The sequence below is a fragment of the Janthinobacterium leeuwenhoeki genome (assembly GCF_051380795.1).
In the GTDB taxonomy this organism is placed as follows: Bacteria; Pseudomonadota; Gammaproteobacteria; order Burkholderiales; family Burkholderiaceae_D; genus Janthinobacterium.
Genome location: NZ_JBNYXT010000056.1, coordinates 1 through 22,727, shown reverse-complemented (window position 1 = coordinate 22,727; position 22,727 = coordinate 1). Strand labels below are relative to the sequence as shown.

Annotated in this window: 18 protein-coding genes; 2 read left to right on the top strand and 16 right to left on the bottom strand. The window is 62.9% G+C overall.

Annotation, left to right across the window (positions count from 1 at the left end; all coding sequences use genetic code 11):
* Nucleotides 1–170: 170 nt before the first annotated feature.
* The 8 genes from ACQ4WS_RS24745 to ACQ4WS_RS24710 form a co-directional block, all read right to left on the bottom strand.
* Complete coding sequence (locus ACQ4WS_RS24745; protein ID WP_436479614.1) at nt 171–1,322, bottom strand: ribonucleotide-diphosphate reductase subunit beta; 1,152 nt, start codon at nt 1,320–1,322, stop codon at nt 171–173.
* A 224-nt stretch (nt 1,323–1,546) separates the two neighbouring features.
* A complete protein-coding gene (locus ACQ4WS_RS24740) occupies nt 1,547–4,498 on the bottom strand; it encodes a ribonucleoside-diphosphate reductase subunit alpha (protein ID WP_436479613.1) in 2,952 nt (983 codons plus the stop codon).
* Nucleotides 4,499–4,880: 382 nt separating this feature from the next.
* Nucleotides 4,881–5,492, bottom strand: coding sequence for a 1,6-anhydro-N-acetylmuramyl-L-alanine amidase AmpD (gene ampD / locus ACQ4WS_RS24735; protein WP_436479616.1), 612 nt, complete (start codon nt 5,490–5,492; stop codon nt 4,881–4,883).
* Nucleotides 5,470–6,549: a sigma 54-interacting transcriptional regulator gene (locus ACQ4WS_RS24730; RefSeq protein WP_436479612.1), complete on the bottom strand. Its 1,080-nt coding sequence runs from the start codon at nt 6,547–6,549 to the stop codon at nt 5,470–5,472. The genes ampD and ACQ4WS_RS24730 overlap by 23 nt, the downstream gene beginning before the upstream one ends.
* A gap of 114 nt (nt 6,550–6,663) precedes the next feature.
* Nucleotides 6,664–6,924, bottom strand: coding sequence for a PP0621 family protein (locus ACQ4WS_RS24725; protein ID WP_071075508.1), 261 nt, complete (start codon nt 6,922–6,924; stop codon nt 6,664–6,666).
* Entirely contained in the window at nt 6,921–7,724 is an 804-nt protein-coding gene (locus ACQ4WS_RS24720; protein ID WP_436479611.1) for a cytochrome C assembly family protein, read from the bottom strand. The genes ACQ4WS_RS24725 and ACQ4WS_RS24720 overlap by 4 nt, the downstream gene beginning before the upstream one ends.
* 230 nt (nt 7,725–7,954) lie before the next feature.
* Nucleotides 7,955–8,899, bottom strand: a complete 945-nt coding sequence (locus ACQ4WS_RS24715; protein ID WP_436479615.1) for an ABC transporter substrate-binding protein — start codon at nt 8,897–8,899, stop codon at nt 7,955–7,957.
* A gap of 250 nt (nt 8,900–9,149) precedes the next feature.
* Nucleotides 9,150–10,037: a LysR family transcriptional regulator gene (locus tag ACQ4WS_RS24710; protein ID WP_436479610.1), complete on the bottom strand. Its 888-nt coding sequence runs from the start codon at nt 10,035–10,037 to the stop codon at nt 9,150–9,152.
* A 138-nt stretch (nt 10,038–10,175) separates the two neighbouring features.
* Between ACQ4WS_RS24710 and ACQ4WS_RS24705 the strand changes: the two genes are divergently transcribed.
* Nucleotides 10,176–11,378, top strand: a complete 1,203-nt coding sequence (locus tag ACQ4WS_RS24705; RefSeq protein WP_436479609.1) for an MFS transporter — start codon at nt 10,176–10,178, stop codon at nt 11,376–11,378.
* Nucleotides 11,379–11,467: 89 nt separating this feature from the next.
* Here the strand turns inward: ACQ4WS_RS24705 and ACQ4WS_RS24700 are convergent, their stop codons facing one another.
* From ACQ4WS_RS24700 to ACQ4WS_RS24665, 8 genes are all read right to left on the bottom strand, one after another.
* Entirely contained in the window at nt 11,468–13,456 is a 1,989-nt protein-coding gene (locus ACQ4WS_RS24700) for a MacB family efflux pump subunit (RefSeq protein ID WP_436479608.1), read from the bottom strand.
* 5 nt (nt 13,457–13,461) lie between these two features.
* A complete protein-coding gene (locus tag ACQ4WS_RS24695; protein ID WP_436479607.1) occupies nt 13,462–14,649 on the bottom strand; it encodes an efflux RND transporter periplasmic adaptor subunit in 1,188 nt (395 codons plus the stop codon).
* 91 nt (nt 14,650–14,740) lie between these two features.
* The gene (locus tag ACQ4WS_RS24690; RefSeq protein WP_436479606.1) at nt 14,741–15,082 is read right to left on the bottom strand and encodes a DUF3325 domain-containing protein; all 342 of its coding nucleotides are present in this window, start codon (nt 15,080–15,082) and stop codon (nt 14,741–14,743) included.
* Complete coding sequence (locus ACQ4WS_RS24685) at nt 15,079–16,782, bottom strand: PepSY-associated TM helix domain-containing protein (RefSeq protein WP_436479605.1); 1,704 nt, start codon at nt 16,780–16,782, stop codon at nt 15,079–15,081. Before ACQ4WS_RS24685 ends, ACQ4WS_RS24690 begins: the two co-directional genes overlap by 4 nt.
* Nucleotides 16,779–17,060: a hypothetical protein gene (locus tag ACQ4WS_RS24680; RefSeq protein ID WP_133989285.1), complete on the bottom strand. Its 282-nt coding sequence runs from the start codon at nt 17,058–17,060 to the stop codon at nt 16,779–16,781. The genes ACQ4WS_RS24685 and ACQ4WS_RS24680 overlap by 4 nt, the downstream gene beginning before the upstream one ends.
* A gap of 110 nt (nt 17,061–17,170) precedes the next feature.
* On the bottom strand, nt 17,171–19,372 hold the full coding sequence (locus ACQ4WS_RS24675; RefSeq protein ID WP_436479604.1) for a TonB-dependent siderophore receptor: 2,202 nt from the start codon (nt 19,370–19,372) through the stop codon (nt 17,171–17,173).
* Nucleotides 19,373–19,485: 113 nt separating this feature from the next.
* Nucleotides 19,486–20,466 (bottom strand): FecR domain-containing protein, encoded by a 981-nt coding sequence (locus tag ACQ4WS_RS24670; RefSeq protein WP_436479603.1) that lies wholly within the window; start codon nt 20,464–20,466, stop codon nt 19,486–19,488.
* A gap of 5 nt (nt 20,467–20,471) precedes the next feature.
* Nucleotides 20,472–20,981 (bottom strand): sigma-70 family RNA polymerase sigma factor, encoded by a 510-nt coding sequence (locus tag ACQ4WS_RS24665; protein ID WP_436479602.1) that lies wholly within the window; start codon nt 20,979–20,981, stop codon nt 20,472–20,474.
* A gap of 239 nt (nt 20,982–21,220) precedes the next feature.
* Between ACQ4WS_RS24665 and ffh the strand changes: the two genes are divergently transcribed.
* On the top strand, nt 21,221–22,588 hold the full coding sequence (ffh, locus tag ACQ4WS_RS24660) for a signal recognition particle protein (protein ID WP_034746567.1): 1,368 nt from the start codon (nt 21,221–21,223) through the stop codon (nt 22,586–22,588).
* Nucleotides 22,589–22,727: the final 139 nt, after the last annotated feature.

Below are 22,727 nucleotides of genomic sequence, written 5' to 3'. Positions count from 1 at the left end.
GCTTCCTCCAGATCCGCAGTCGCCCGCGGCACCCTTGCCGTTCAGCTAACTCTTCCCCTTGTCGGGCGAGTAGAGGACTTGCACCTCCCAGTGAGTGCGCCCTGCCGGGCGCACCGCGAAAAAAAAGCGCCGTCACGATGACGGCGCTTCTGGCGTAGCCTGAAAAAGGATTATTCCCAGTTCAGCGCACCACCCGTTTGGTATTCCGTCACGCGCGTCTCGAAGAAGTTGCGTTCCTTCTTCATGTCGATCATTTCGCTCATCCACGGGAATGGATTTTCTTCCTGGGCGAACAGCGGCTCGATGCCGATCTGCTGCGCGCGGCGATTGGCGATGAAGCGCAAATAGCCCTTGAACATCGGCGCGTTCAGACCCAGCACGCCGCGCGGCATAGTGTCTTCCGCGTACGCGTATTCCAGCTCCACGGCCTGCATGAACAGCACTTTAATCTCTTCGCGGAATTCGGCCGTCCACAGCTGCGGATTTTCCATCTTGATCGTGTTGATCAAGTCGATGCCGAAGTTGCAATGCATCGATTCGTCGCGCAGGATGTACTGGTACTGTTCCGCCGCGCCCATCATCTTGTTCTGGCGGCCCAGCGCCAGGATCTGCGTGAAGCCGACGTAGAAGAACAAGCCTTCCATCAGGCAGGCAAACACGATCAGCGATTTCAACAGCTTCTGATCGTTTTCCACCGTGCCGGTGACGAACGCCGGGTCGGTCAGGGTGTTGATGAACGGGATCAGGAATTCATCCTTGTCGCGGATCGACTTGACTTCGTTGTAGGCGTTGAAAATCTCGCCTTCGTCCAGGCCCAGCGACTCGACGATGTACTGGTAAGCGTGCGTGTGGATCGCTTCCTCGAATGCCTGGCGCAGCAGGTACTGGCGGCACTCGGGCGCCGTGATGTGGCGGTAGGTGCCCAGCACGATGTTGTTGGCGGCCAGCGAGTCGGCCGTCACGAAGAAGCCCAGGTTGCGCTTGACCAGGCGGCGCTCGTCGTCCGTCAGGCCATTCGGGTTTTTCCACAGCTCGATATCGCGCTGCATGTTCACTTCCTGCGGCATCCAGTGGTTGGCGCAGCCGGCCAGGTATTTGTCCCACGCCCATTTGTACTTGAACGGTACCAGTTGGTTGACGTCCGTCTTGCCGTTGATGATGCGCTTGTCGTCGGCATTTACGCGGCGCGCCACTTGCTCGGCGTTCGCTTCGGACGGCTCGGCAGCAGCCGGCAGGTTCAATTCGGTATTTCCCAACGGCGCTTGCTGCGCCGGACGCGGCACAGCTGCCGACGTGGTTTCATCATCCCATGACAACGACATATTCTTCTTCCTTTCCATGCCGGCGAGCCGGCGATCCGCAACAGGCCCGTTGTATCGGACAATGCGGACATTAACAACATTGAATCAGCCCAGCAGCGCTGGGCTGACAACTTTAAATTTCTTAAAAACCGTCACGAGCAAGTCCGATATCGGGTCGAGTAGCGGAGCCGTACTTTAGTACGGTGAGCAACACAGAACCCGAGAGGGGGCTGCGCAGCAGGTTTTTACTGGCAGGCTTCGCATTCTTCGAAACCGTCATCACCCGGACGCAGATAGCAGGCTTCGCCATCGGCGTCGTCCGCTGCCGCTGCCACTACCGGCGCCACGGCTACAGCTGCTGCCGCCAGGACCGCCGCCTGGGCACTCTGTGCGCTGGCCGACATGCCGCCATCGACTGCCACGGCGTTCAGGGCGCCCGTCTTGGAGGTCGATTTCTCCATGTGGGTAGCGGCGATGGTACGCAGGTAGTAAGTGGTTTTCAAGCCGCGCAACCATGCCAGCTTGTAGGTTTCGTCCAGTTTCTTGCCCGAAGCGCCAGCCATGTAGATGTTCAGCGACTGGGCCTGGTCGATCCACTTCTGGCGACGCGAAGCCGCTTCCACCAGCCAGCTTGGCGACACTTCAAAGGCGGTGGCGTAGATATCGCGCAAGTCTTGCGGGATGCGGTCGATCTTCACCAGGGAGCCGTCAAAGTACTTCAGGTCGGAGATCATGACTTCATCCCACAGGTCGCGCGCCTTCAGGTCGCGCACCAGGTAGCCGTTGATCTCGGTGAATTCGCCCGACAGGTTCGATTTCACGTACAGGTTCTGGAACGTCGGCTCGATACAGGCCGATACGCCGATGATGTTCGAAATCGTCGCCGTCGGGGCGATTGCCACGCAGTTCGAGTTGCGCATGCCGAACTTGGCGATGCGTTCGCGCACCGGGGTCCAGTCCATGGCCGACGAAGAATCGACTTCCAGGTAGCCGCCACGCTCTTCGGCCAGCAGTTTCACCGAGTCTTGCGGCAGGATGCCACGGTCCCACAGCGAACCGGCATACGATTCATAGCGGCCGCGCTCTTCGGCCAGTTCCGTCGACGCCAGGTAGGCGTAGTAGCACACGGCTTCCATCGAGGTATCGGCAAACGACACGGCGGCGTCCGAGGCGAACGGGATGCGCATCATGTGCAGGCAATCCTGGAAGCCCATCACGCCCATGCCGACCGGACGGTGGCGCATGTTCGAATTGCGCGCCTTGTCGACGGCGTAGTAATTGATATCGATGACGTTGTCGAGCATGCGCATGGCGGTGCGGATGGTCTTGGCCAGCTTGACGTGATCGAGCTTGCCTTCCTTCATGTGCGCCGGCATGTTCACGGAACCGAGGTTGCAGACGGCGATTTCGTCAGGGCCCGTGTTCAGCGTGATTTCCGTGCACAGGTTCGAGCTGTGGACGACGCCGACGTGCGACTGCGGGCTGCGGATGTTGCAAGGATCCTTGAACGTGATCCATGGGTGGCCCGTTTCAAACAGCATCGACAGCATCTTGCGCCACAGATCCAGCGCAGCGATCTTTTTGTACGAGCGGATTTCGCCGGCGGCTGCCTTGGCTTCGTAGCCCAGGTAAGCCTTTTCAAAGGCTTTGCCGACCAAGTCGTGCAAGTCTGGCGTTTCGGATGGCGAGAACAGGGTCCACTCGCCTTTTTCCATGACGCGCTTCATGAACATGTCGGGAATCCAGTTCGCCGTGTTCATGTCGTGCGTGCGGCGGCGGTCATCGCCCGTGTTCTTGCGCAGGTCGAGGAATTCCTCGATGTCCATGTGCCAGGTTTCCAGGTAGGCGCAGACGGCGCCCTTGCGCTTGCCGCCCTGGTTGACTGCCACGGCCGTGTCGTTGACCACTTTCAGGAACGGCACCACGCCTTGCGACTTGCCATTGGTGCCCTTGATGTGGGCGCCCAGGGCACGCACTGGCGTCCAGTCGTTGCCCAGGCCACCGGCGTATTTGGCCAGCAGCGCGTTGTCCTTGATGGCGTCGTAAATGCCTTCCAGATCATCCGACACGGTGCTCAGGTAGCACGACGACAGTTGCGAGCGCAGGGTGCCCGAGTTGAACAGGGTCGGGGTCGAGCTCATGAAGTCGAACGAGGACAGAAGATTGTAGAACTCGATAGCGCGCGCTTCGCGGTCCGCTTCGTTCAGCGACAGGCCCATGGCCACGCGCATGTAGAACGCTTGCGGCATTTCGATGCGCACGTCATGGATGTGCAGGAAGTAGCGGTCATACAGGGTTTGCAGGCCGATGTAGCCGAATTGCAAGTCGCGGTCGGCCACGATGGCTTTTGCCAGGCGTTCCAGGTCGAAGCTGGCGAGTACCGGGTTCAGCAGGTCGTTGGCGATGCCCTTGGCGATGTACTGCGGGAAATACGTCAGGTATTCAGCGGCAGCGGCCGCTTGCGGCACTTCCTTGCCGAACACTTCCTTGCGCACCGTGTGCAGCAGGATGCGGGCCGTGACCTGGCTGTAAGCCGGGTCTTTTTCCATCAGCGCGCGCGCCGCCAGGATGGCCGACTTGTGCAGCTCTTCGACGGGCACGCCGTCGTACAGGTTCTTCACCGTTTCAGCCAGGATGGCGTCGGCATCGACGTGCTTTTCCAGGCCGGCGCAGGCGGCGTTGATCAGGTCGCGCACTTCCTGCATGTCCAGCAGACGGCGCACGCCGTTGTCGGTGACATTTAATTGTGGTGCGGAAACTTGTGCGGAAGCGCCCAGCGCTTCCTTCTGCAGGCGGCGCTCTTCCATGTGCTTGGCGCGGTACAGCACGTAGGCACGCGCCACGTCGTGCTCGCCCGAACGCATCAGCGACAGTTCCACCTGGTCTTGCACGTCTTCGATATGGAAGGTGCCGCCGCCCGGATGGCGGCGCACCAGCGCGGCGACGACGCCGTCGGTCAGTTGTTCCACCAGTTCGCGGATGCGGGCCGAGGCTGCGCCCTGGCCGCCGTTAACGGCCAAAAACGCCTTGGTCATGGCGATGGCGATCTTCGAAGGCTCAAATGCCACCACCGCGCCGTTGCGGCGGATGATGCGATAATCGCCCAATGCCGCGCCCGTGCTCGCCACGCTGTTGGCCGCGCCTGGCGCTGGCGATACTGGCGTTGGATGGATGGAAATATCTTGTGGTGATTGCATTGAAGCTCCCGTTGTCAGCTAAAGTCAGCCTGCAGTTTTGCTGCCGCGTGTGTTGTTGAATAGAACGCCCGATGGTCAGGGTTTCTTCAGGTATTTGTTGCTAAATAGTAAATAATTCACAGCCAAAAATCATGCGAGCAAGCTGTATTGCCCGGCTGGCTCGAAACACGATCAAGGGTGATAAACCGCCAGTTCCCGTTGCCATATCAACAAACAGGGTAGCTTTGGTAATAATTCTGAAAACGTCTGTGATGGCACTACATATAGTCTTTAAATCCAGGTTGTGTACTAATTGTAGTGCCCATCGGAGGGCGATGCAATAGTTTTCCGGCATCCGCCAGCGTAATTTTTTGTATTTCCATATGCGATTTCGGTTGACTTTTCAGGGCGTGGATGGAAAGCCCAATCCGCGCGAAGTGAGCGCTAACGCAGGCTGCCCGCGCAGAGTTTCCAGCCAGCATTCTTGGTAAAAATGCCAGTCAAAAAACGGCCCCGGATCCGTCTTCCTTCCCGGCGCGATATGCTCGTGACCGCACACCTTGGACAGCCCGTAGCGCGCCACCAGCGCCGCCGTCAGCGCCGCCAGGACGTGGTATTGCCGCCGCTGGAAAGGCACATCGTCCGCGCCTTCCATTTCGATACCGATGGAATAGCCATTGCACTGCGGGCGTCCTTCGAAGGTGGATGCGCCAGCATGCCAGGCGCGTTGATCAGCAGAAACATATTGCAACAACGCACCATCGCGCCGTACAAAAAAGTGCGCCGATACCTGCAAGCCACGCAAGTCGGCGAAAGAAGGATCGGCATTATAATCTACCCGGCCCGTAAACAAGTCCGACACATGCGGTCCGCCAAAGTGGCCGCCCGGCAAGCTGATGTTATGGATCACTAGCAAGTCGACTTGCGCGCCGTCCGGGCGCGCATCGTGGTATTGGGAGTCATAGCGCAGCGCGCCATCGCACCAGCCGTCTTCATCTATCGTCCATGCGCTCATCAAGTAAAGCTTCCTGTATCGTCAATTTCTGCATGCGGTAACGCAACTGGCGCACGCTCAGGCCCAGCTGGCGCGCCGCCCGCGCGCGGTGGTAGCGCGCTTGCACCAGCGCCAGCATGATCATGTCGCGCTCGGCCTGGCGCAAATACATGTCCAGCGGCAAGACCGGGGCCACGCCATACGCCGCCATGCCGGGCAGGCACAGTTGCCGCTCCGGCAAGTCCGGCAGTGCCGGCGCCGCCCGCAACGGCATGCTGCCGGACGTGGAGGGCAAGGCCAGGCCATCGAGCGCGATCACGCCGCCGTCGGCAAAGGCCAGCGCCCGCTCCAGCACGTTTTCCAGTTCGCGCACATTGCCGGGAAACGCATACGCGGCCAGGGCCGCCAGCACGGGCGGCGCCAGGCTCACGGCCCGGCGCGGCGACAGGCGGGCGAGGATCACCTCACATAATACCTGCAGATCGCCGCGCCGCTCGCGCAGCGGCGGCAGCGCCAGTTCGATCACATTCAGCCGGTAAAACAGGTCCTGGCGAAACGTGCCGGCCGCCAAGCCGCGCGCCAGGCCATGCTGGCTGGCGCACAGGATGCGCACGTCGACGGCCTCGTCGGTACTGCCGCCCAGCTTGCGCACGCGGCGCTCCTGCAGCACGCGCAATAGTTTCACCTGCATGGCCAGCGGCAGATCATCGACTTCGTCGAGCAGCAAACTGCCACCGTGGGCCGCCTGGAACAAGCCCTGGCGTTCGTGCAGTGCGCCCGTATAGGCGCCCGGGCGGCAACCGAAGAATTCCGCTTCCATCAGCGCTTCGGGAATGGCGCCGCAGTTGACGGCGATAAACGGAAAGCTGGCGCGCGCACCCTGTGCATGGATGGCGCGCGCCGCCAGTTCCTTGCCCGTGCCCGATTCGCCGCGGATGGCCACCGGCGCGCCACAACGGGCGATGCGGCCGATCTGCGCGCGCAGCGCCTGCATGGGCAGCGAATTGCCGCTCAGTTGCGGCGCCGGCGGCATGCCGGCGGCAGTGACGGTATCCGGGCCGGAGCTGGGACGGGACATGGGGACGCGCGCCTTTCTGCAATGGCGGCGACGAACCGCCTGCTGCAGATGCTACGCCGGATGGATGCCGGAGGTCGTTACGATACGGATGAGCAACGCGGCGCGAGAGCGCCCTTACAGGGTGGCGTGCGCGTGGCTGCAGTAGTCGTGGCCCTTGGCCTGCACGTTTTCCGAGGCCGGGTAGTACACGCCGCAGTGGGCGCAGCACAGCATCAGTTCGGCATCCGGCAATTCCTGCGGCCGGCCAGGCGGCGCATACGGGTTCGGCTGCTGTTGCTGCTGCGCGCGGGCCCGTTGCTGCATGCCACGGATCTTGCTGCGGATAGCAAACAGCACCAGGAACACCAGCGCCAGCCAGAATAAAACACGTGTCATGTGTATCCTCGGTGTAAAACCACTTCCAGTACAAAACGGCTACCGACATAGGCCAGCAGCAAGGTGGCGAAACCGGCCAGGGTAAAACTCAGGGCCGTCTTGCCGCGCCAGCCGCGAAAGCGGCGCCCTGCCAGCAGGGCGGCAAACAACAGCCACGACAGCATGGTAAACACGGATTTGTGATCCCAGTTGAGCGCCTTGCCAAATAGTTGTTCGGAAAACACGATGCCCGACAGCACGGTCAGGCTCAGCAGGATAAAGCCCAGGCCGATCATGCGGAACAGCAGCTTTTCCATCGTCAGCAGGGCTGGCAACTGGTCCAGCGCCGTGCCAATGAAGCCGCCGCTTTCGCTGCGCGTATGCAAACGCGATTCCTGCAACGCCATCAGCACGGCGTGAAAGGCGGCAATCGTCAAGGTGCTGTAGGCGAGCACGGCCACGGCAATATGCCAGCCGAAGACGGCCGACTTGCCTTCCATGCTGACCTGGCTGCCAGGAAAGGCCCAGGCCAGGCCGATGGCGAGAACGGCGCTGGGCATGACCATGCGGCGCAGTCCGTCCAGGCTGAAATTGCGGTTCTCTATCCAGTAGGCGCCCACCGAGACCCACAGCGCGGCCGACAGCATGGCGGAAAAACCGAAGCGCAAGGTACCCGGCGCCATCAGGTCGAACCACAGGGTGGCGGCGTGCGCCAGCCAGGCGACGCCGGTCAGGCCGGCAATGAGCCGGGCACGGGACGAGGGAAGCACCGCGCACGCCGCGTACAACAGCGCGGCGATGAAAAAGAAATAGATCTGCATAGTTTAAGTTTACACCATAGCCGGCAAGCGCGATTCAGGCGACAGCCCGGTGACAGGCACGACGCCGCCATCCAATGCCGCAAGCCTGCCATGATATCGCGCCTGAGGCGCAACGGGGTGGCGCACCCTCAAGATTTCGGCAATCTTTCACGCTATCTGTATATATTAGTATGCCGCAAAAAAATGATGGCCCGCTTCAAGCGGGCCATCGGGCATTGTCAATATCCGGTTTACTTCACATTCAGGCTCTTTTTCGCCTGCTCCAGCAAGTCCGTCTTGACCCAGTCCCTGGCCACGGGCGGTTTCGTCATGCGGCCCACGCCCGTCTTCACCATCACGTCGGTGGTGATCTGGATATGCTCGGGCGAGATATCGTACGAGTACGGCGAATTGCTGATCGCGTCGTCGAAGTCATCCTTCGTGATCTGGCCGCGGAACACGACTTCGCGTACATACTTTTCCGCCGTCGCCTTGTTGTCGATAAAGGTCTTGGTGGCTTCGACGAAGCAGCGCATGAATTTTTCCGCCACGGGACGGCGTTCCTTGTAAAACTTTTCCGTCATCACCATGGTCCGCACGGGCTCGCCGATCGGCGTGTCGTACGGCTTGATGACTTCGGTGCCGAAACCCTTGTTAATGGCCTGCGACGATTGCGGCTCGGACTGCATCATGGCATCGATATTCTTGCCCATCAGCGCCTGGTTCAAGTCGGCGTAGGCGAGGAACACCAGTTGCACATCCTTGCCCTTGGTTTCGGAAAACGTCAGGCCCGCCTGCGACAACTCGGCCAGCAGCAACACTTCCTGGATGCCGCCGCGCGTCACGCCCACGCGCTTGCCTTTGAGTTCCTTGACGCTGGCGATCTTTTGCCCGGCGCCCGCCACCAGGCGCGCGCCGCCCTTGGCAAAGCCGGCCACCACGTAGATCGGTGCGCCGCCGGCGCGGCCGGAAATGGCCGCTTCGGATGCCGTCGCCCCCACATCCAGCTCGCCCGCGATAATCGCCTGCATCACGTCGAGGCCCTTGGCGAAGATATGCTCTTCGACCTTGATGCCGCACTTGGGCGCGATTTCCTTGATGTACGACACGGCGCCGTAATGGGCGAATTTCAAGTTGCCCAGGCGCACGACTTCCTGCGCCTGGGCCTGCACGGCGCCCATGCCGAAGGCCAGCATGAGGGCGGCGGCGATACTGGTCTTCAAGATTGATTTTTGCTGCATCGGGTTCTCCTGTGGTGATTGGTATGTGCCCGCAAGGGCACGCGAAACACTGCTTTTTTATTATGAGGAGATAGTACCGTGTGTTGAGCCAGGAGCAATCTTTTTTATTTCACCATGACTCCAGCACCGACATTCGCTGGACTACGCCACCGCCAGACACTGCAGGTTTATCAATGCATTAAGCGAGTGCAACATATGCCCACTGTCAAAACGGAAACAAGTTCTGCACGATGAAGTCCACGAACACCCTGAGCTTTGGCGAGAGATGTTTGCTGGAGGGCCACAATATGCGGAATGTGGTGCAGTCCTGGTTGTATTCGTCCAACACAGTGACTAGCCGGCCTTCGTCCAGCTGACGACGCACGGCGATGTCAGGCACACAGGCAATACCGAGACCTTGTTCGGCAAAGCAGATCTGTGGGTCCAGCGAATTCGTGACCATGCTGCCCGGCAGATCCATGGAAAGGGGCTGACTGTTCCTGCTCAACGGCCATGCGTCGATTTTACCCGTCGTGGGATAGCGGTACAGCAGGCAGGCGTGGTTGGCCAGGTCTTCAGGTTGCTGCGGAAGTCCGGCCCGCTGGAAATAGCTGGGAGCGCCGACGATGACCCTTCGATAAGCGCCGAGCGTGCGTGCCATCAATCGGGAATCGCCGGGTTCTCCGGTACGGATCACGGCATCGAAGCCTTCCTCGATCACTTCCACCAAGCGATCCGAGCAGTCAATGTCCAGCGCGACAGCGGGATAGCACCGCTGGAAGGCCGCCAGCTTGGGCATGAACAAGGTGCCGACCGATGGCAGACTGATGCGCAGCTTGCCATGCGGGGCGCTTTGCGTTTGCAAGAGTTCGGCTTCGGCCAACTCCACTTCGCAAAGGATACGGCGGCAGCGCTCCAGGAACAACGCCCCTTCCGATGTCAGGCTGATGGTGCGCGTAGAGCGGTGGAACAGACGAACCCCCAGGCGTTCCTCCAGCCGCGCGATGGCCTTGCTGACGGCGGATGCAGAGATGCCCAGCTGCTGCCCGGCCGCAGTGAAGCTGCGGGCCTCCCCGGCACGTACGAAGAGGTCAAGAGAACCAAGATTTTCCATTTATGCTCATCAATTAATGACGGCCATGTCACATATATTGTTCACTGTAGCCTATTTTTCTTTTGTTGGTAACTAGGCAGCATACGTGCTGATACTCCATAAAGAACCAGAACGACTTCAATTTGAGGAACCTAGTTTATGAATCAGACAACAGCATCTGCTCTGCACAAGAGCGCCGAGCGATTGCCCTTGGGCGGACTGCTTGCCCTGGCAATGGCAGCCTTTGTCACGCTGCTGACCGAGATCATGCCGGCCGGATTGCTTTCTTCCATTGCGCAAGGCTTGAGCGTCTCTGAAAGCCTGGCAGGTCAGTTCATTACCGCCTACGCTGTCGGTGCGCTGGTCGCAGCTATTCCGGTCACCACGCTGACGCAAGGCATGCGGCGGCGTCCGTTGCTATTGACGGCGATCTTCGGCTTTGCGCTTGTCAATCTCGTCACCGCCCTTTCCGATAGCTATGGCGTCTCTCTGGTGGCGCGCTTTTTCGCCGGTGTCTTCGGCGGAATCGTCTGGACGCTCCTGGCTGGATATGCGGTGCGCATGTCGCCGTCTCATCTCGGCGGACGGGCGATTGCGATATCCGGTGCCGGCGCGACCATCGCTTTGGTGCTCGGTGTGCCGCTTGGAGCGCTGCTTGGCCGAGCCATCGGCTGGCAAGGCGCATTTGGCCTGATGAGTGCCCTGGCACTCTTGCTCATGGTGTGGATCATTGCCATCGTCCCCGACTTCCCTGGCCAGGGCAAGGCACAGCGCCAAGCTCTTTCCAGTATATTTTTCAAGACCGGTATTCGCGCCGTCCTGTTCGTTGTCTTCACCTTCGTTGTTGCCCACAACATTCTCTACATCTATATCGAGCCATTGCTCGCGCCATCGGGCTTGTCGGCGAACGTGGAGACCGTCCTGTTCGTCTTCGGACTGGGTTCGATCATCGGCCTATGGTTCGTCGGTGCAATGGTCGATCGTCGGCTGCAATTTCTTGCCGTGGCAAGCGTCATGGTCTTCGCCGCTGCATCCGTGCTGCTGGGTCTTTGGGGCGACCTTTCGCAGGTGGTCTACCCTTCTGTGGCGGCATGGGGCCTGGCTGTCGGCGGCTTTGCCACGATCACTCAAACGGCATTGTCCCGGTTTGCCGGCGAGTCGGTCGATGTGGCGCAATCGATGTACACGACGGGCTGGAACACCGCGGTGGCCAGCGGCGGCGTTGTCGGTGGAATTCTGCTTGACCGGTCAGACGTGGCGTCGTTCGCATGGACCGTTATCGGATTTCTCGTCGTCTCGTTGCTGGGTACAGTCTTCGCCATGAACAAAGCGCTGGCAAGCAGGAATTGCAGCGGTGGTTGATACGTGTGGCCGCGCAGCTCACCCTTGACACAGGCGCAATGCCTGGCCGCGATGGCAGGCACTGCGCCGGCGTTTTTACCACACCTGGCTTACTGGCCAGCCAGGGCGACGACGGGATCGAGTCCTGACGCCTTGCGCGCTGGCATGAAGCCAAACACCAGCCCCGTCACCACGGCGCAGGCAAATGCGCCGGCGATGGCGCTCAGCGAAAAAATCACCGGCACGTCCCATACCAGCAGCAAGCCGGCGACCGTCACGCCGACCACGATGCCGGCCACGCCGCCCACCACCGACACCAGCACGGCTTCGGTGAGGAATTGGCGCAGGATGTCGCGCCGGCGCGCGCCCGTCGCCATGCGGATGCCGATTTCGCGCGTGCGCTCGCGCACCGTCATCAGCATCACGTTCATGACGCCGATGCCGCCCACCACCAGGGAGACGGCCGCGATCAGGCTGAGCATCATGGTCATATTGTCCTGCGTCTTGGCTTCGGCAGCGATCGACGCGGCCGCGTTGCTGATGCCATAGTCGCGGATGCGGTGGCGCTCGAACATGGTGGCGTCGACCGCCGCCTCCACCTCGGTCACGCGCTTGACGTCGGCCACCGCCATCACCGTGTACGTCGGCTCGCGCTGGCCGAAGACGCGGATGCCGGCCGTGGAAAAAGGCAGCAGCAGCACGTCGTCTTCATCCTTCTCACCCGCCAGCGCACCCTTCGCGCTCATCACGCCGATCACCTGGAACGGCACATTGCCGATCAGGATGCTCTGCCCCACGGGGTTGGCCACGTCGGGCATCAGCTTTTCGGCCAGGTGCGCGCCCAGCACGGCCACGGTGGCCATCTCGCGCTCGTCTTCCTCGGTAAAGAAGCCGCCCTTGGCCACCGGCCAGGTCTGGATCTGCGGCAGGGCCGGCCCCGTGCCGCGCACATAGGTCTGCACGTCGAGGTTGCCGTGGCGTATCACCTTGTTGCCCGTGACATTCGGCAGCACGTGGGTGATGCCCGGCACGTCTTTCAGCGCATCGAGGTCGGCCAGGGTGATGCTGCGCCCCGGGATGCGCGAACTTTCACCGCGCGACGCCATGTACAGCAGATTCGAGCCAAACGCGCCTAGCTGCGCCATCACCTGCTGGCGCGTGCCCAGGCCGATGGCCAGCATGACGATCACGGAAGCGACGCCGATGACGATGCCCAGCAGCGTCAAGCCCGTGCGGAAGCGGTTGATCCACAGCACGCGCCAGGCCGCGCGCGCCGCGTCGAGCAATTCCGTGCCCAGCGAAGCACCTGTATCGTGGGCGGCGCGCGACATGTCCAGCGGCGGCAGGGCCGTCGACGTGGCGGGGATGGCGATGGCGCCCGAGTCTGCGATGATTTCGCCATCGCTGATCTCGATCACGCGGCGCGCCTGGGCCGCCACCTTGCGATCATGCGTAATGAGGATGATGGTGTGGCCCGCATCGGCCAGTTCGCCCAGCAGGGCCATGACTTCGGCGCCGCTGCTGCTATCTAACGCCCCCGTCGGTTCATCGGCGAGGATGATGCGCCCGCCATTCATCAGCGCGCGCGCGATCGACACGCGCTGCTGCTGCCCGCCCGACAACTGGTTTGGCCGGTGGTCGAGCCGCTCGCCCAGGCCCAGGCGCTTGAGCAGCGCTTCCGAGCGGGCGTGGCGGGCGGCGGCAGGCATGCCCGCGTACAGGGCCGGCACTTCCACGTTTTCGCGCGCCGACTCGGTGGCGATCAGGTGGTAACCCTGGAAGACGAAGCCGAACGCTTCGCGTCGCAACCATGCCAGTTCATCGGGATTCAGGCTGGCCACGTCCTGGCCGGCGAAGCGGTAGGTGCCGTCGCTGGGCCGGTCAAGGCAGCCGAGCAGATGCATCAGCGTCGATTTGCCGGAACCGGACGCCCCCACGATGGCGACGAATTCGCCTGCGCCAATCGACAAGGTCAGGCCGCGCAGCACTTCCACGGCCGGCGCGCCGTCATGGCCGCCGTAGCGCTTGCGGATACCGTGCAGTTCAATCAGCGGCTGGTCCTGCTGCCCGGCTTGCCCCAGCGACGCGGCCTCGCTCATGGCACTCATAACTGGAACCTGCTGGCGCCGCTGCCGGCCGGCTGCTCGCCCGTGACCAGCAATTCGCCTTCGCGCAAGCCTTGCAGCACTTCCGCGCTGAGGCGGTTGCGCACGCCGACGGTGACGGCGCGCGTATCGATATTGCCGTCCGCATCCATCACGCGGGCCGTGAACTGCCCCGGCTTGGCGCCTTCCCCGGTCGATGGTTTCAACGCAGGCAACGGTACGGCCAGCACATTGTTTGCCGCAGCCGTGACAAACACCACTTGCGCCGTCATCTGCGGCATCAGTTCCCCATCGGCGTTATCCACGTCGAACAGCACGGTATACAAAATCACCTTGCTGGTCGATGGCGCCAGGGCCGTGCCGGCGGCGGAACCACCGGGCACCGGCGGCGCCGGCAGCACTTGACGCACCTTGCCGCTCCAGCGCCGCTGGTCGCCGCCCAGGGTGGTGAAGTACACGGGCATGTCCGGGCGCACGCGGCGCACGTCCGCTTCCGACACTTCCGTCCACACCGTCATGGCCGACAGATCGGCGATGCGCAGGATGTTCGGCGTCTGGTACGTGGCGTTCAGGGTTTGCCCTTCCTTCGCGTCCAGGCCCACCACCTTGCCGGCCATGGGCGCGTAGATGCGTGTATAGCCCAGGCGCGCCTCGTCCGCCTTCAGGCTGGCCTGGGTCTGGGCGATCTGCGCCTTCAGGTGGTCGATCTTGGCGCCGGCCGAGGCCAGGGTGGCTTCGGCCGTCTCCAGGTCGGCCAACGGCGTCGAGTCGAACTTGGCCATCTGCTTCTGGCGCACGTGCTGCTGGCCCGCCAGGCGGTGCTGCGCCTGCTGGTCAGCCAGTTGCGCGCGCAGGCCCGCCAGGGCGGCGCGGCCCGCGTCGACCGTGGCTTGCTGCACGCTGGGGTCGATCTCGGCCAGCAACTGGCCTTTTTCCACGGCGCTGCCCGGCTGCACGTGCAGGCGCGTGATCTGGCCCGACACTTGCGCGCCCACGTCGACATAGGTTTGCGGCTGCAGGGTGCCGATGGCCGTGACGCTGGCCTCGATATTGCCGCGTTTGACGGGCGCCGTGTCAAATACGGTGGCCGGGCCGCGCGTGGCCCACAGTGCGCCGGCGCCAAACAGCACCAGCAAGACCACGCCGCCCAAGATACGGGCGCGCCGGGAAGGCAGGCGGGCCGCCATCAGGCAGCCACTTTCAATACATTCAAAACATCAATCGGTGTCGCCAGGCGTGAAAAATACATCGGTCTATCCTTGAAAATAGCGGTGAACATCACCGCAGGAACGTCACAAGACCTGCCAGCGCGGCGACGGCTGCCAGCAGGGAACTACGCAACAGCAAGCGGGGTGCATACGGCAGCAGCAGGGCCACCAGCAGCGCTCCCGCGCCAATGAATCCCAGCCAGGCGACCACGCCGACGGTGGCGCTCCAGCCAGCCACGCAAGGCCAGATGGCAAGCGCCAGCAGGATGGCGCCCGTCAGTTGCAGCGCGCGCCGCACATTCGGCGCCGCGTCCCTGCCCCAGACCTGGCCATGATGGCGATCCATCGCCAGGGAGAGGCTGGCCATGCCCGCATACGACAGGCCCAGCGCACACAGGATGCTGCTAATCATGACTGTCCTTCCACATTGACTTGCAGGCTGGCCGTGGGCGCAGCGCTTTCCCTGGCCACGGCCTTCCTGGCCGGTTTTTCCTTGCGCTTGTGGACTTTCCACGCGCCCCAGGCGGCCAGCAGGCCGAAGGCCATGCTGCCAAGTTCCACGCCGGCGCTTTCCCAGTCACCGCGCGCGACCTGCACCACCAGGTTATCGCCCGTACTCAGTACATTCAGGACGGGCAGCAGCAGGCACAGGGCGGCCAGCAGCCACAGTTGCTCGATCCACGCGCGCTTTTCCGCGCGCAGACAGGCATGCACCAGCATCAGGAACCAGACGCCGAAGAAGGCCCGCACTTCCCAGCCGGCGCGGTGTTCAAGGCCGACGGGGATCAAACGGTTGGCCCACAGGAAACCCACGCAGGCGATGGCCAGGCCGGCAATCGCCGCCACGTTCAGGCATTCGATGACGCGGTACACGCGCTGCGTGCAGGCGCCGAACTCGCCGCCGGACTTCTGGCGCCGCTTGACCAGGAACAGAATGGCGCCCGTGCCCATCATGGCCGTGCCGGCCAGGCCGCAGAAGAAGTACAGCCAACGCATCGGCGTGCCGCCAAAGCCGACCATGTGCAAGCTCGACATGACGGAGCGCGTCAGGCCCGCGCCGCCCGTGTCCGACTCGCCCGGCCGGCGCACGGCGACCTGCTCGCCCGTGGCCAGCGCATAGCAGGCCCTGCCCGTATTGGCGCTGATCCGCTGCTGCAAATCCGCCTCCTCGTTCCAGCCATACATGCACACGCGCATGGAGGCGTCATTCGGATTGTCCAGCACCACGGCGCGGATTTCCTGGCCGATGGCCTGTTCGGCGCGCAGCGCGAACGATTCCAGCGCGGGAATGGCCAGCGGCTGCCCCGACCGCGCAGGCTTGCCCGCATCGTTCCAGTCGGCCAGGAAGGCCCGCTTGGGATTGTCCATGCCGTATTGCGCCACCACGGGGGCCGGCACATAGTCATCGCTGAAGAAAGCCAGGCCCGTGTAGGCAATCATGAACTGGAACGGTAGAGTGAGCACGGCCACCGCGTTGTGCGCGTCGAGCCACGAACGCTGGCCCTTGGCCGGGCGGAAGGTAAAGAAATCCTTGAAGATGCGCTTGTGCGTGATGACGCCGCTCACCAGCGCCACCAGCATGATCATGGTGGTGATGGCCACGATCCACACGCCGATGCGTCCCGCGTGCAGCTCGTAGTGGAAATCGACGAAATGGTGACCGCCGATGGTTTCGCGTTCCCTTGCCTCGTCCGCATGTTTGACGATGGCGCCCGTCAGCGGATCGAGGTCCGCCGAGCCATAGCCGCCGCTGGGCTGGAACCAGTAGGCGGACAGGCCGTGGCCGGGACGTTGCACGGGCCAGATTTCCCACATGTCCGCCTTCGGATGCTCCTTCGCCATGAAATCGAGCGCCAGCTCCAGGCGGTGCGCGCGGTCCGTGACCTTGGGCAGCGGCGGATCGTTCGCGTGCGCCGCCTCTTCCAGGGCGTGTTCGGGCGTCATCCAGTGGCCGATCGGGTCGTCGAAGACGGCCAGGGTGCCGGTCAGGAAAATGGCGAACAACAGCCAGGAAATCCACAGGCCGCTCCATGTATGCAGCCAGGCCATGGCCTGGCGCAAGCCGCCCTGCTGTGGCGTCTTGACCACTTTATCTACCTTGACGGCGTTCATGCGGCACCTCGCGACAGCAGCATGCCCATGCCGCCGCAGACGATGGCCGGCAGCAGCATGCCCAGCCAGGCGCGGCGCAGGTCTTGCACGGCAAAGACCCAGATCACGGCGCAGGTGTAGACGACGAAGGCGCTCAGGGTGGCCGTCAGCACGGCTTCGGCGCGCGACAGCGGCAGCACGGCCGACAGCAGCACGGCCACGCCGGACGTCAGCGCATAGCCGCCAAAAATGGCGGCCAGCACGCGCGAGAACAACATCATGTTGGCCGATTTCATCATCGCGGCGCTCCCCGTGGCATACGCCGGCGCACACCGTCGCGGGCCAGATTCAACTGCACATCCATAAGCCATGCATCCTTCATCAAGATAGGTCATTCAAAAGTGATTATTTACAGTGTGTAGTTCAAGGTCAGCATCAGGTTGCGCGGCGTGCCCGCCAGATTGCCGAAGACATCGGAGTAAATGCTCTGGTAATAGTGCTTGTCGAGCGCATTGTTGACGTTCAGGCGCAGCTCGGCGCGGCTGTCGATCTGCCACGCCGCGTTCAAGCCCAGGATCGCGTAGCGGCCCTGGCGCAGGTGATAAGTGCCGTCGTTTGATTCGGTCGCGCCCTGCCCATACACCGAGGCGCCGACGCGCCAGCCCTGCGCGGCGCCGGACAGGCGGTAGCTGGTGGCCAGCTTGAGCTGCTGGCGCGGATAGCGGCTGTTGAAATCCTTGCCGATATTGGCCGGATCGCTGTCGCGCGTAAATTGCGCCTTTACATAAGTAAAACCGGCCGACAGCTGCCAGTCGGGCGTCAGCGCGCCCGCCACATCCAGCTCCACGCCTTCGCTGCGCACTTCGCCCGACGCGCGCTGGCAATAGCCCCAGGTGCTGCCGGGGCAGGGATTCGGGCCGGCCAGGTCGTCCACGCCCCGGTTTTGCTGGCGGATCTGGAACACGGCAGCGCTGGCATTGAGGGCGCCGCCGAAGTATTCGCCCTTCACGCCCGCTTCATAGTTGCTGCCGCTGATCGGCTTCAAGGGCCGCGCATAGGCGTCGGTGGACGCTTGCGGCTGAAAGATTTCGGTCCAGCTGGCATACACGGAATGCTGCTTGTCGAGGTCATACACGACACCGGCGTAGGGCGTGAATTCGCGCGCCACCGAGTAGCCCGCATCGTCCTTGTACCAGCTCACGCGCCCGCCCAGCACCAGCGACAGCGGGTCGGTCAGGCGCATGCGCGTACCCGCATACACGCCGCTTTGTTCGGTGACGCTGGCCGTGCCCCACTGCGCGTAGTTGATGACGGGACGCGCCACGCTGCCCGCATCCCAGTGGTAGGGGTCGAGCACCGGCGCGGCCGCGCCCCAGCTGTATGGGGCCCAGCCGCCATAACTGTTTTTCGACGAACGGCGGTGGCTGGCGCCGACGCTCAGCTCGTGCTCGCGGCCGAAGAGGCTGTAGCTGCCGCTGGCATAGGCGTCGTAGCTGGTGTTGGCCAGTTCGGCGCGGTAGCTTTGCGAATTGAAGCGCAGGGTGTCGCCGCGGCGGTTGATGCCGGAAAACGTCGTGTCGATCTCGGGTGTCTTGCGCGTGGCCGCCAGCTTGGCCTTCCAGCCGTTGCCAAAACGGTGCTCCAGTTCGGCGAAGATGGTTTTATCCGTCTGGCGCCAGTCATCGAAGTCGGTGCCCAGGTAGGTCGAACGGGGCAAGTTCAAAAAGCGGCCATCGGCGGCCGTCACCACGCCCGTGGTGACGCCGTCGTTATCCGTCTTGCGGTAGTGGGCGCCCACGGTCAATGTCGTGTCGGGGCGCAAATCAGCTTCGATGATGCCGTACAGCTGGTGATTGCGGCCATGCAGCACGTCAACATAGTCCTTCTTGTCCTGCAGCGTCACGACGATGCGCCCGCGCAGGGTCTTCGCTGCGTTGAGGGCGTTGGCCGCATCGGCTTCCAGGCGGTAGTTGCTCCAGCTGCCGACGCTGGCCGAGAACGACGCTTGCGGCGTGGCCGTCGGGCGCTTGCGCACCATATTGATGGCCGCGCTGGGCGTGCCGCTGCCCGTCATCAAGCCCGTGGCGCCGCGCACCACTTCGATGCGGTCATAGATGGCCAGGTCGTCATTGTCGCCATTGAAGGTGCCATTCGCGCCCAGGCTGGTAGGCAAACCATCGAACAGGATGTTATCGACGGGGAAACCGCGCGCGCTGAAACTGCCCGAGTCGCCCGTGAAGTTGCCCTTTTGCATGACCAGCCCCGTGATCGACTGGACAGCGTCGTCCAGGGTCGTGATGCCCAGGTCATCGATCTGCTGGCGCGTCAGCACGCTGACCGACTGCGGCGTCTCGCGCAGCGACAGATTCAGTTTGGTTGCCGTATTGCTCACGCCCGTCGTATAGGAACCGCTGCCTTCCGTTGTCGCATCGCGCCCCGCCGTGACGGACACGCCGAGCATGGTTTGCTCGGTGGCGGGAGCAGCAGGCGTGGCCTGCTGCGCCAGCGCCGGCAGGCTGGCGGCCAGACACAAGGCGGCCGCCGCTTGCGCCAGCGGGCGCAGTGTGGAGTGAGACGATGGCAAACTGACAAAATGCAAAGCGTACGACATGAAAATTCCTGATGGTGGCGTCACGAGACGGTGAAAAACAGGCGCCCTACTCTGTAGGTGCCGCGAAAACGAAAAACGGGCAGCCGGATGGCTGAATATTTTTGCGCAGCCTGCTATGGCGCCGGTTCGACGCTGACCCAATACCGCGTGCGGCTGCGCACCTGCACCGGCAGCGAGTTGGGCAGCATATTCAAAATACGCTGGGTATCGGCCAGCGGGAACACGCCAGACAGGCGCAGCTGGGCCACTGCCGGTGCGCAATGAATCACGCCCGGGCGGTAGCGGGCCAGGTCGGCCAGGAAATCGCCCAGGGTCACGTCGTCGACGATCAGCTGCCCGCGCGACCAGGCGTGCGCATACGCATCGATGGCATGCGGCGCATCCGGCGCATGGCGGGAAAATGCCACGCCCCGCCCAGCCGCCAGCAGCAAGGGGGCAGCGGTGCCGTCGCGGGAGCGGATTTCAACGGCGCTTTCAAATACGTCCACGGTGCTGTAGCCATCCTGCTGGCGCACGGCAAAGCGCGTGCCCAGCGCGCGCACCCGGCCTTCGCGCGTGGCCACCACCAAAGGCGCGCCGCTGCCGGCGCCATGGCCGCTGGTGACGAGGATCTCGCCGGCCAGCAACTCGATCAGGCGGCGGCTGGCGTCGAAACGCACGTTCACGGCCGATCCCGTATTCAGGCTGAGTACACTGCCATCGTCCAGTACCACCTCGCGCCGCTCGCCCGTGGCCGTGCGATAGTCGGCGCGCAGGGCGCGCACGCCATCCCAGGCGCCTGTCTGCGCGGCCAGCATGCCGCCGCCGGCCACGCCCAGCCACGCCAGCAACTGGCGCCGCTTGCCGTTGACGGCTTGCTGCTGCGTGCCCGCCAGCGCCTGCGCGGCCGCACTGCGGTGCAAGCCGTTGAACCGCTGCGACACCGCTTCGATATGCTGCCAGGCCCGTTCATGTTCCGGGTCGGCCCCGCGCCAGCGCTGCCAGGCGGCCAGTTCCGCTTCGCTGGCCTCGTCCGACATCAGCACGGTCAGCCACTCGGCCGCCTGCTGCTGCACTTCCTCGGCTATGGCCCCCAAGGCTGCGGCTTCCGCCACCGTGCTCATACCGGCAGAGAGAAAAACACCTGGCGGTTGGCACGCGTCAGGTATTGCTTGACCGAGCTGGCCGATACGTTCAGGCGCGCGGCGATCTCGGCGTAGCTGAGGCCTTCGAGCTGCGCCAGCAAGAACGCCGTGCGCACAGGCGCAGGCAAGCCGTCGAGGGCCAGGTCGATTTGCTGCAAGGCTTCCAGCGCCAGCAGCCGTTCTTCGGGCGCGGGCGCCACTTCGGGCGGCAGGCAAGCCAGCGCCTCCAGGTAGGCGTCTTCCAGCACTTGCCGGCGGTAGCGGTGCGCCACCAGACGCCGCGCGATGGTGGCGAGGAAAGGCCGCGCTTCGCGGATCTGCGGCGCGGCACCGGCCGTCAGCACGCTGATAAAGGTGTCGTGCGCCAGATCCGCCGCTTCGCCCGCATTGCCCAGCTTATGCCGCAGCCAGCCCTGCAGCCAGCCATGATGGCTGCTGTAGAGCGCGTGCAGGTCTTGTTGCTGTGCAAAATCGGCGGCCGACATGGCATCCCTTTCCGCTCAGGCGTGCGGCACCCGAGAATGTAAATAAGAATTATTCTCATTTTAACCGTGTTTTTGACTTTCATGCAATCGCGGCATTGCCAGAAATACCAACTAATTCAAAAGCAGGCCAACCGCCAGACGATGCAGCGCAGGACCGCCAGCCAACCGCGATAAGGTAAAATGACGGCCATCGTCCGGCTTTCGCCGCCCACTCCCAAGCTTTTCATTGCAGGTTCATCATGCTAGATAATCTCACCCAACGGCTTGCCAAAGTCGTCAAGACCATGCGCGGCGAGGCGCGCCTGACCGAAGCGAACACCGCCGACATGCTGCGCGAAGTGCGCCTGGCGCTGCTCGAAGCCGACGTCGCCCTGCCCGCCGTGCGCGAATTCATCGCCAAAGTCAAAGAAAAAGCCATGGGCGAGGATGTCATTTCCTCGCTGACGCCAGGCCAGGCCCTGGTTGGCGTGGTGCAGCGCGAGCTGGCCGCCCTGATGGGCGCCGACCTGGGACCGGAAGCGTCGCAGATCAGCTTTGCGCAGCAGCCGCCCGCCATCATCCTGATGGCCGGTTTGCAGGGTGTGGGTAAAACCACCACCGTCGGCAAGCTGGCGAAATACCTGAAGGAAGAAAAGAAGAAGAAAGTGCTGACCGTCTCGGCCGACGTATACCGTCCTGCCGCGATCGCCCAGCTGCAATCGGTCACCGCCCAGGTAGGCGCCGACTTCTTCCCGTCCACCAGCACGGACAAGCCGGTCGATATCGCCCTGGCCGCGCTGGACTGGGCGAAAAAGCATTACCACGACGTGCTGATCATCGATACGGCGGGCCGCCTCGGTATCGACGAAGAGATGATGCGCGAAATCGCCGCCGTCCACGGCGCCGTGAAACCGATCGAAACCCTGTTTGTCGTCGACGCCATGCTGGGCCAGGACGCCATCAACACGGCGAAAGCCTTTAACGATGCGCTGCCGCTGACGGGTATCGTGCTGACCAAGCTCGACGGTGACGCGCGCGGCGGTGCGGCCCTGTCAGTGCGCCACATCACGGGCAAGCCAATCAAGTTTGCCGGCGTTTCGGAAAAACTCGACGGCCTGGAAGCATTCGACCCGACCCGCATGGCCAACCGTATCCTGGGCATGGGCGACATCCTTGCGCTGGTGGAAGAGGCGCGCAAGGGCGTCGACAGCAAGGCCGCGGCCGACCTGGCGCAAAAAATCAAGGTCGGCGGCAAGTTCGACATGAACGACTTCAAGGCGCAGCTTGGTCAAATGAAGAAAATGGGCGGCATGGCCAACCTGATGGACAAGCTGCCGGCGCAGTTCCAGCAGGCGGCAGGCGGCAAGAACATGGACCAGGCAGATAAACAGGTACGCCGCATGTGCGGCATCATCGATTCGATGACGCCGCAGGAACGCGCCAAGCCTGAACTGATCAAGGCCACGCGCAAGCGCCGCATCGCCGCCGGCGCCGGCGTGCAAGTGCAGGAAGTGAACCGCATGCTGACGCAATTCGAGCAAATGCAGACGATGATGAAGAAATTGTCGGGCGGCGGCATGATGAAGATGATGCGCAGTATGAAGGGCATGATGCCTGGCATGAGGTAAGGCTTCAAAATCCCCGCTCACGGGTAATGCCGTTCAGTTAAGACTGAACGGCATTTTTATTTGGGGCTTGTAAACGTCAGTGTCTGCTGTTAACCTGCCTGGCTATGCTCGACGATACTCTCCACTTTCTTGCCAACCA

Bases quoted from the DNA above. Each gene is read 5' to 3' on its own strand.
- ACQ4WS_RS24745 (WP_436479614.1), bottom strand. From the start codon at position 1,322: ATGTCGTTGTCATGGGATGATGAAACCACGTCGGCAGCTGTGCCGCGT.
- ACQ4WS_RS24740 (WP_436479613.1), bottom strand. From the start codon at position 4,498: ATGCAATCACCACAAGATATTTCCATCCATCCAACGCCAGTATCGCCA.
- ampD (WP_436479616.1), bottom strand. From the start codon at position 5,492: ATGAGCGCATGGACGATAGATGAAGACGGCTGGTGCGATGGCGCGCTG.
- ACQ4WS_RS24730 (WP_436479612.1), bottom strand. From the start codon at position 6,549: ATGTCCCGTCCCAGCTCCGGCCCGGATACCGTCACTGCCGCCGGCATG.
- ACQ4WS_RS24725 (WP_071075508.1), bottom strand. From the start codon at position 6,924: ATGACACGTGTTTTATTCTGGCTGGCGCTGGTGTTCCTGGTGCTGTTT.
- ACQ4WS_RS24720 (WP_436479611.1), bottom strand. From the start codon at position 7,724: ATGCAGATCTATTTCTTTTTCATCGCCGCGCTGTTGTACGCGGCGTGC.
- ACQ4WS_RS24715 (WP_436479615.1), bottom strand. From the start codon at position 8,899: ATGCTGGCCTTCGGCATGGGCGCCGTGCAGGCCCAGGCGCAGGAAGTC.
- ACQ4WS_RS24710 (WP_436479610.1), bottom strand. From the start codon at position 10,037: ATGGAAAATCTTGGTTCTCTTGACCTCTTCGTACGTGCCGGGGAGGCC.
- ACQ4WS_RS24705 (WP_436479609.1), top strand. From the start codon at position 10,176: ATGAATCAGACAACAGCATCTGCTCTGCACAAGAGCGCCGAGCGATTG.
- ACQ4WS_RS24700 (WP_436479608.1), bottom strand. From the start codon at position 13,456: ATGAGCGAGGCCGCGTCGCTGGGGCAAGCCGGGCAGCAGGACCAGCCG.
- ACQ4WS_RS24695 (WP_436479607.1), bottom strand. From the start codon at position 14,649: ATGGCGGCCCGCCTGCCTTCCCGGCGCGCCCGTATCTTGGGCGGCGTG.
- ACQ4WS_RS24690 (WP_436479606.1), bottom strand. From the start codon at position 15,082: ATGATTAGCAGCATCCTGTGTGCGCTGGGCCTGTCGTATGCGGGCATG.
- ACQ4WS_RS24685 (WP_436479605.1), bottom strand. From the start codon at position 16,782: ATGAACGCCGTCAAGGTAGATAAAGTGGTCAAGACGCCACAGCAGGGC.
- ACQ4WS_RS24680 (WP_133989285.1), bottom strand. From the start codon at position 17,060: ATGATGAAATCGGCCAACATGATGTTGTTCTCGCGCGTGCTGGCCGCC.
- ACQ4WS_RS24675 (WP_436479604.1), bottom strand. From the start codon at position 19,372: ATGTCGTACGCTTTGCATTTTGTCAGTTTGCCATCGTCTCACTCCACA.
- ACQ4WS_RS24665 (WP_436479602.1), bottom strand. From the start codon at position 20,981: ATGTCGGCCGCCGATTTTGCACAGCAACAAGACCTGCACGCGCTCTAC.
- ffh (WP_034746567.1), top strand. From the start codon at position 21,221: ATGCTAGATAATCTCACCCAACGGCTTGCCAAAGTCGTCAAGACCATG.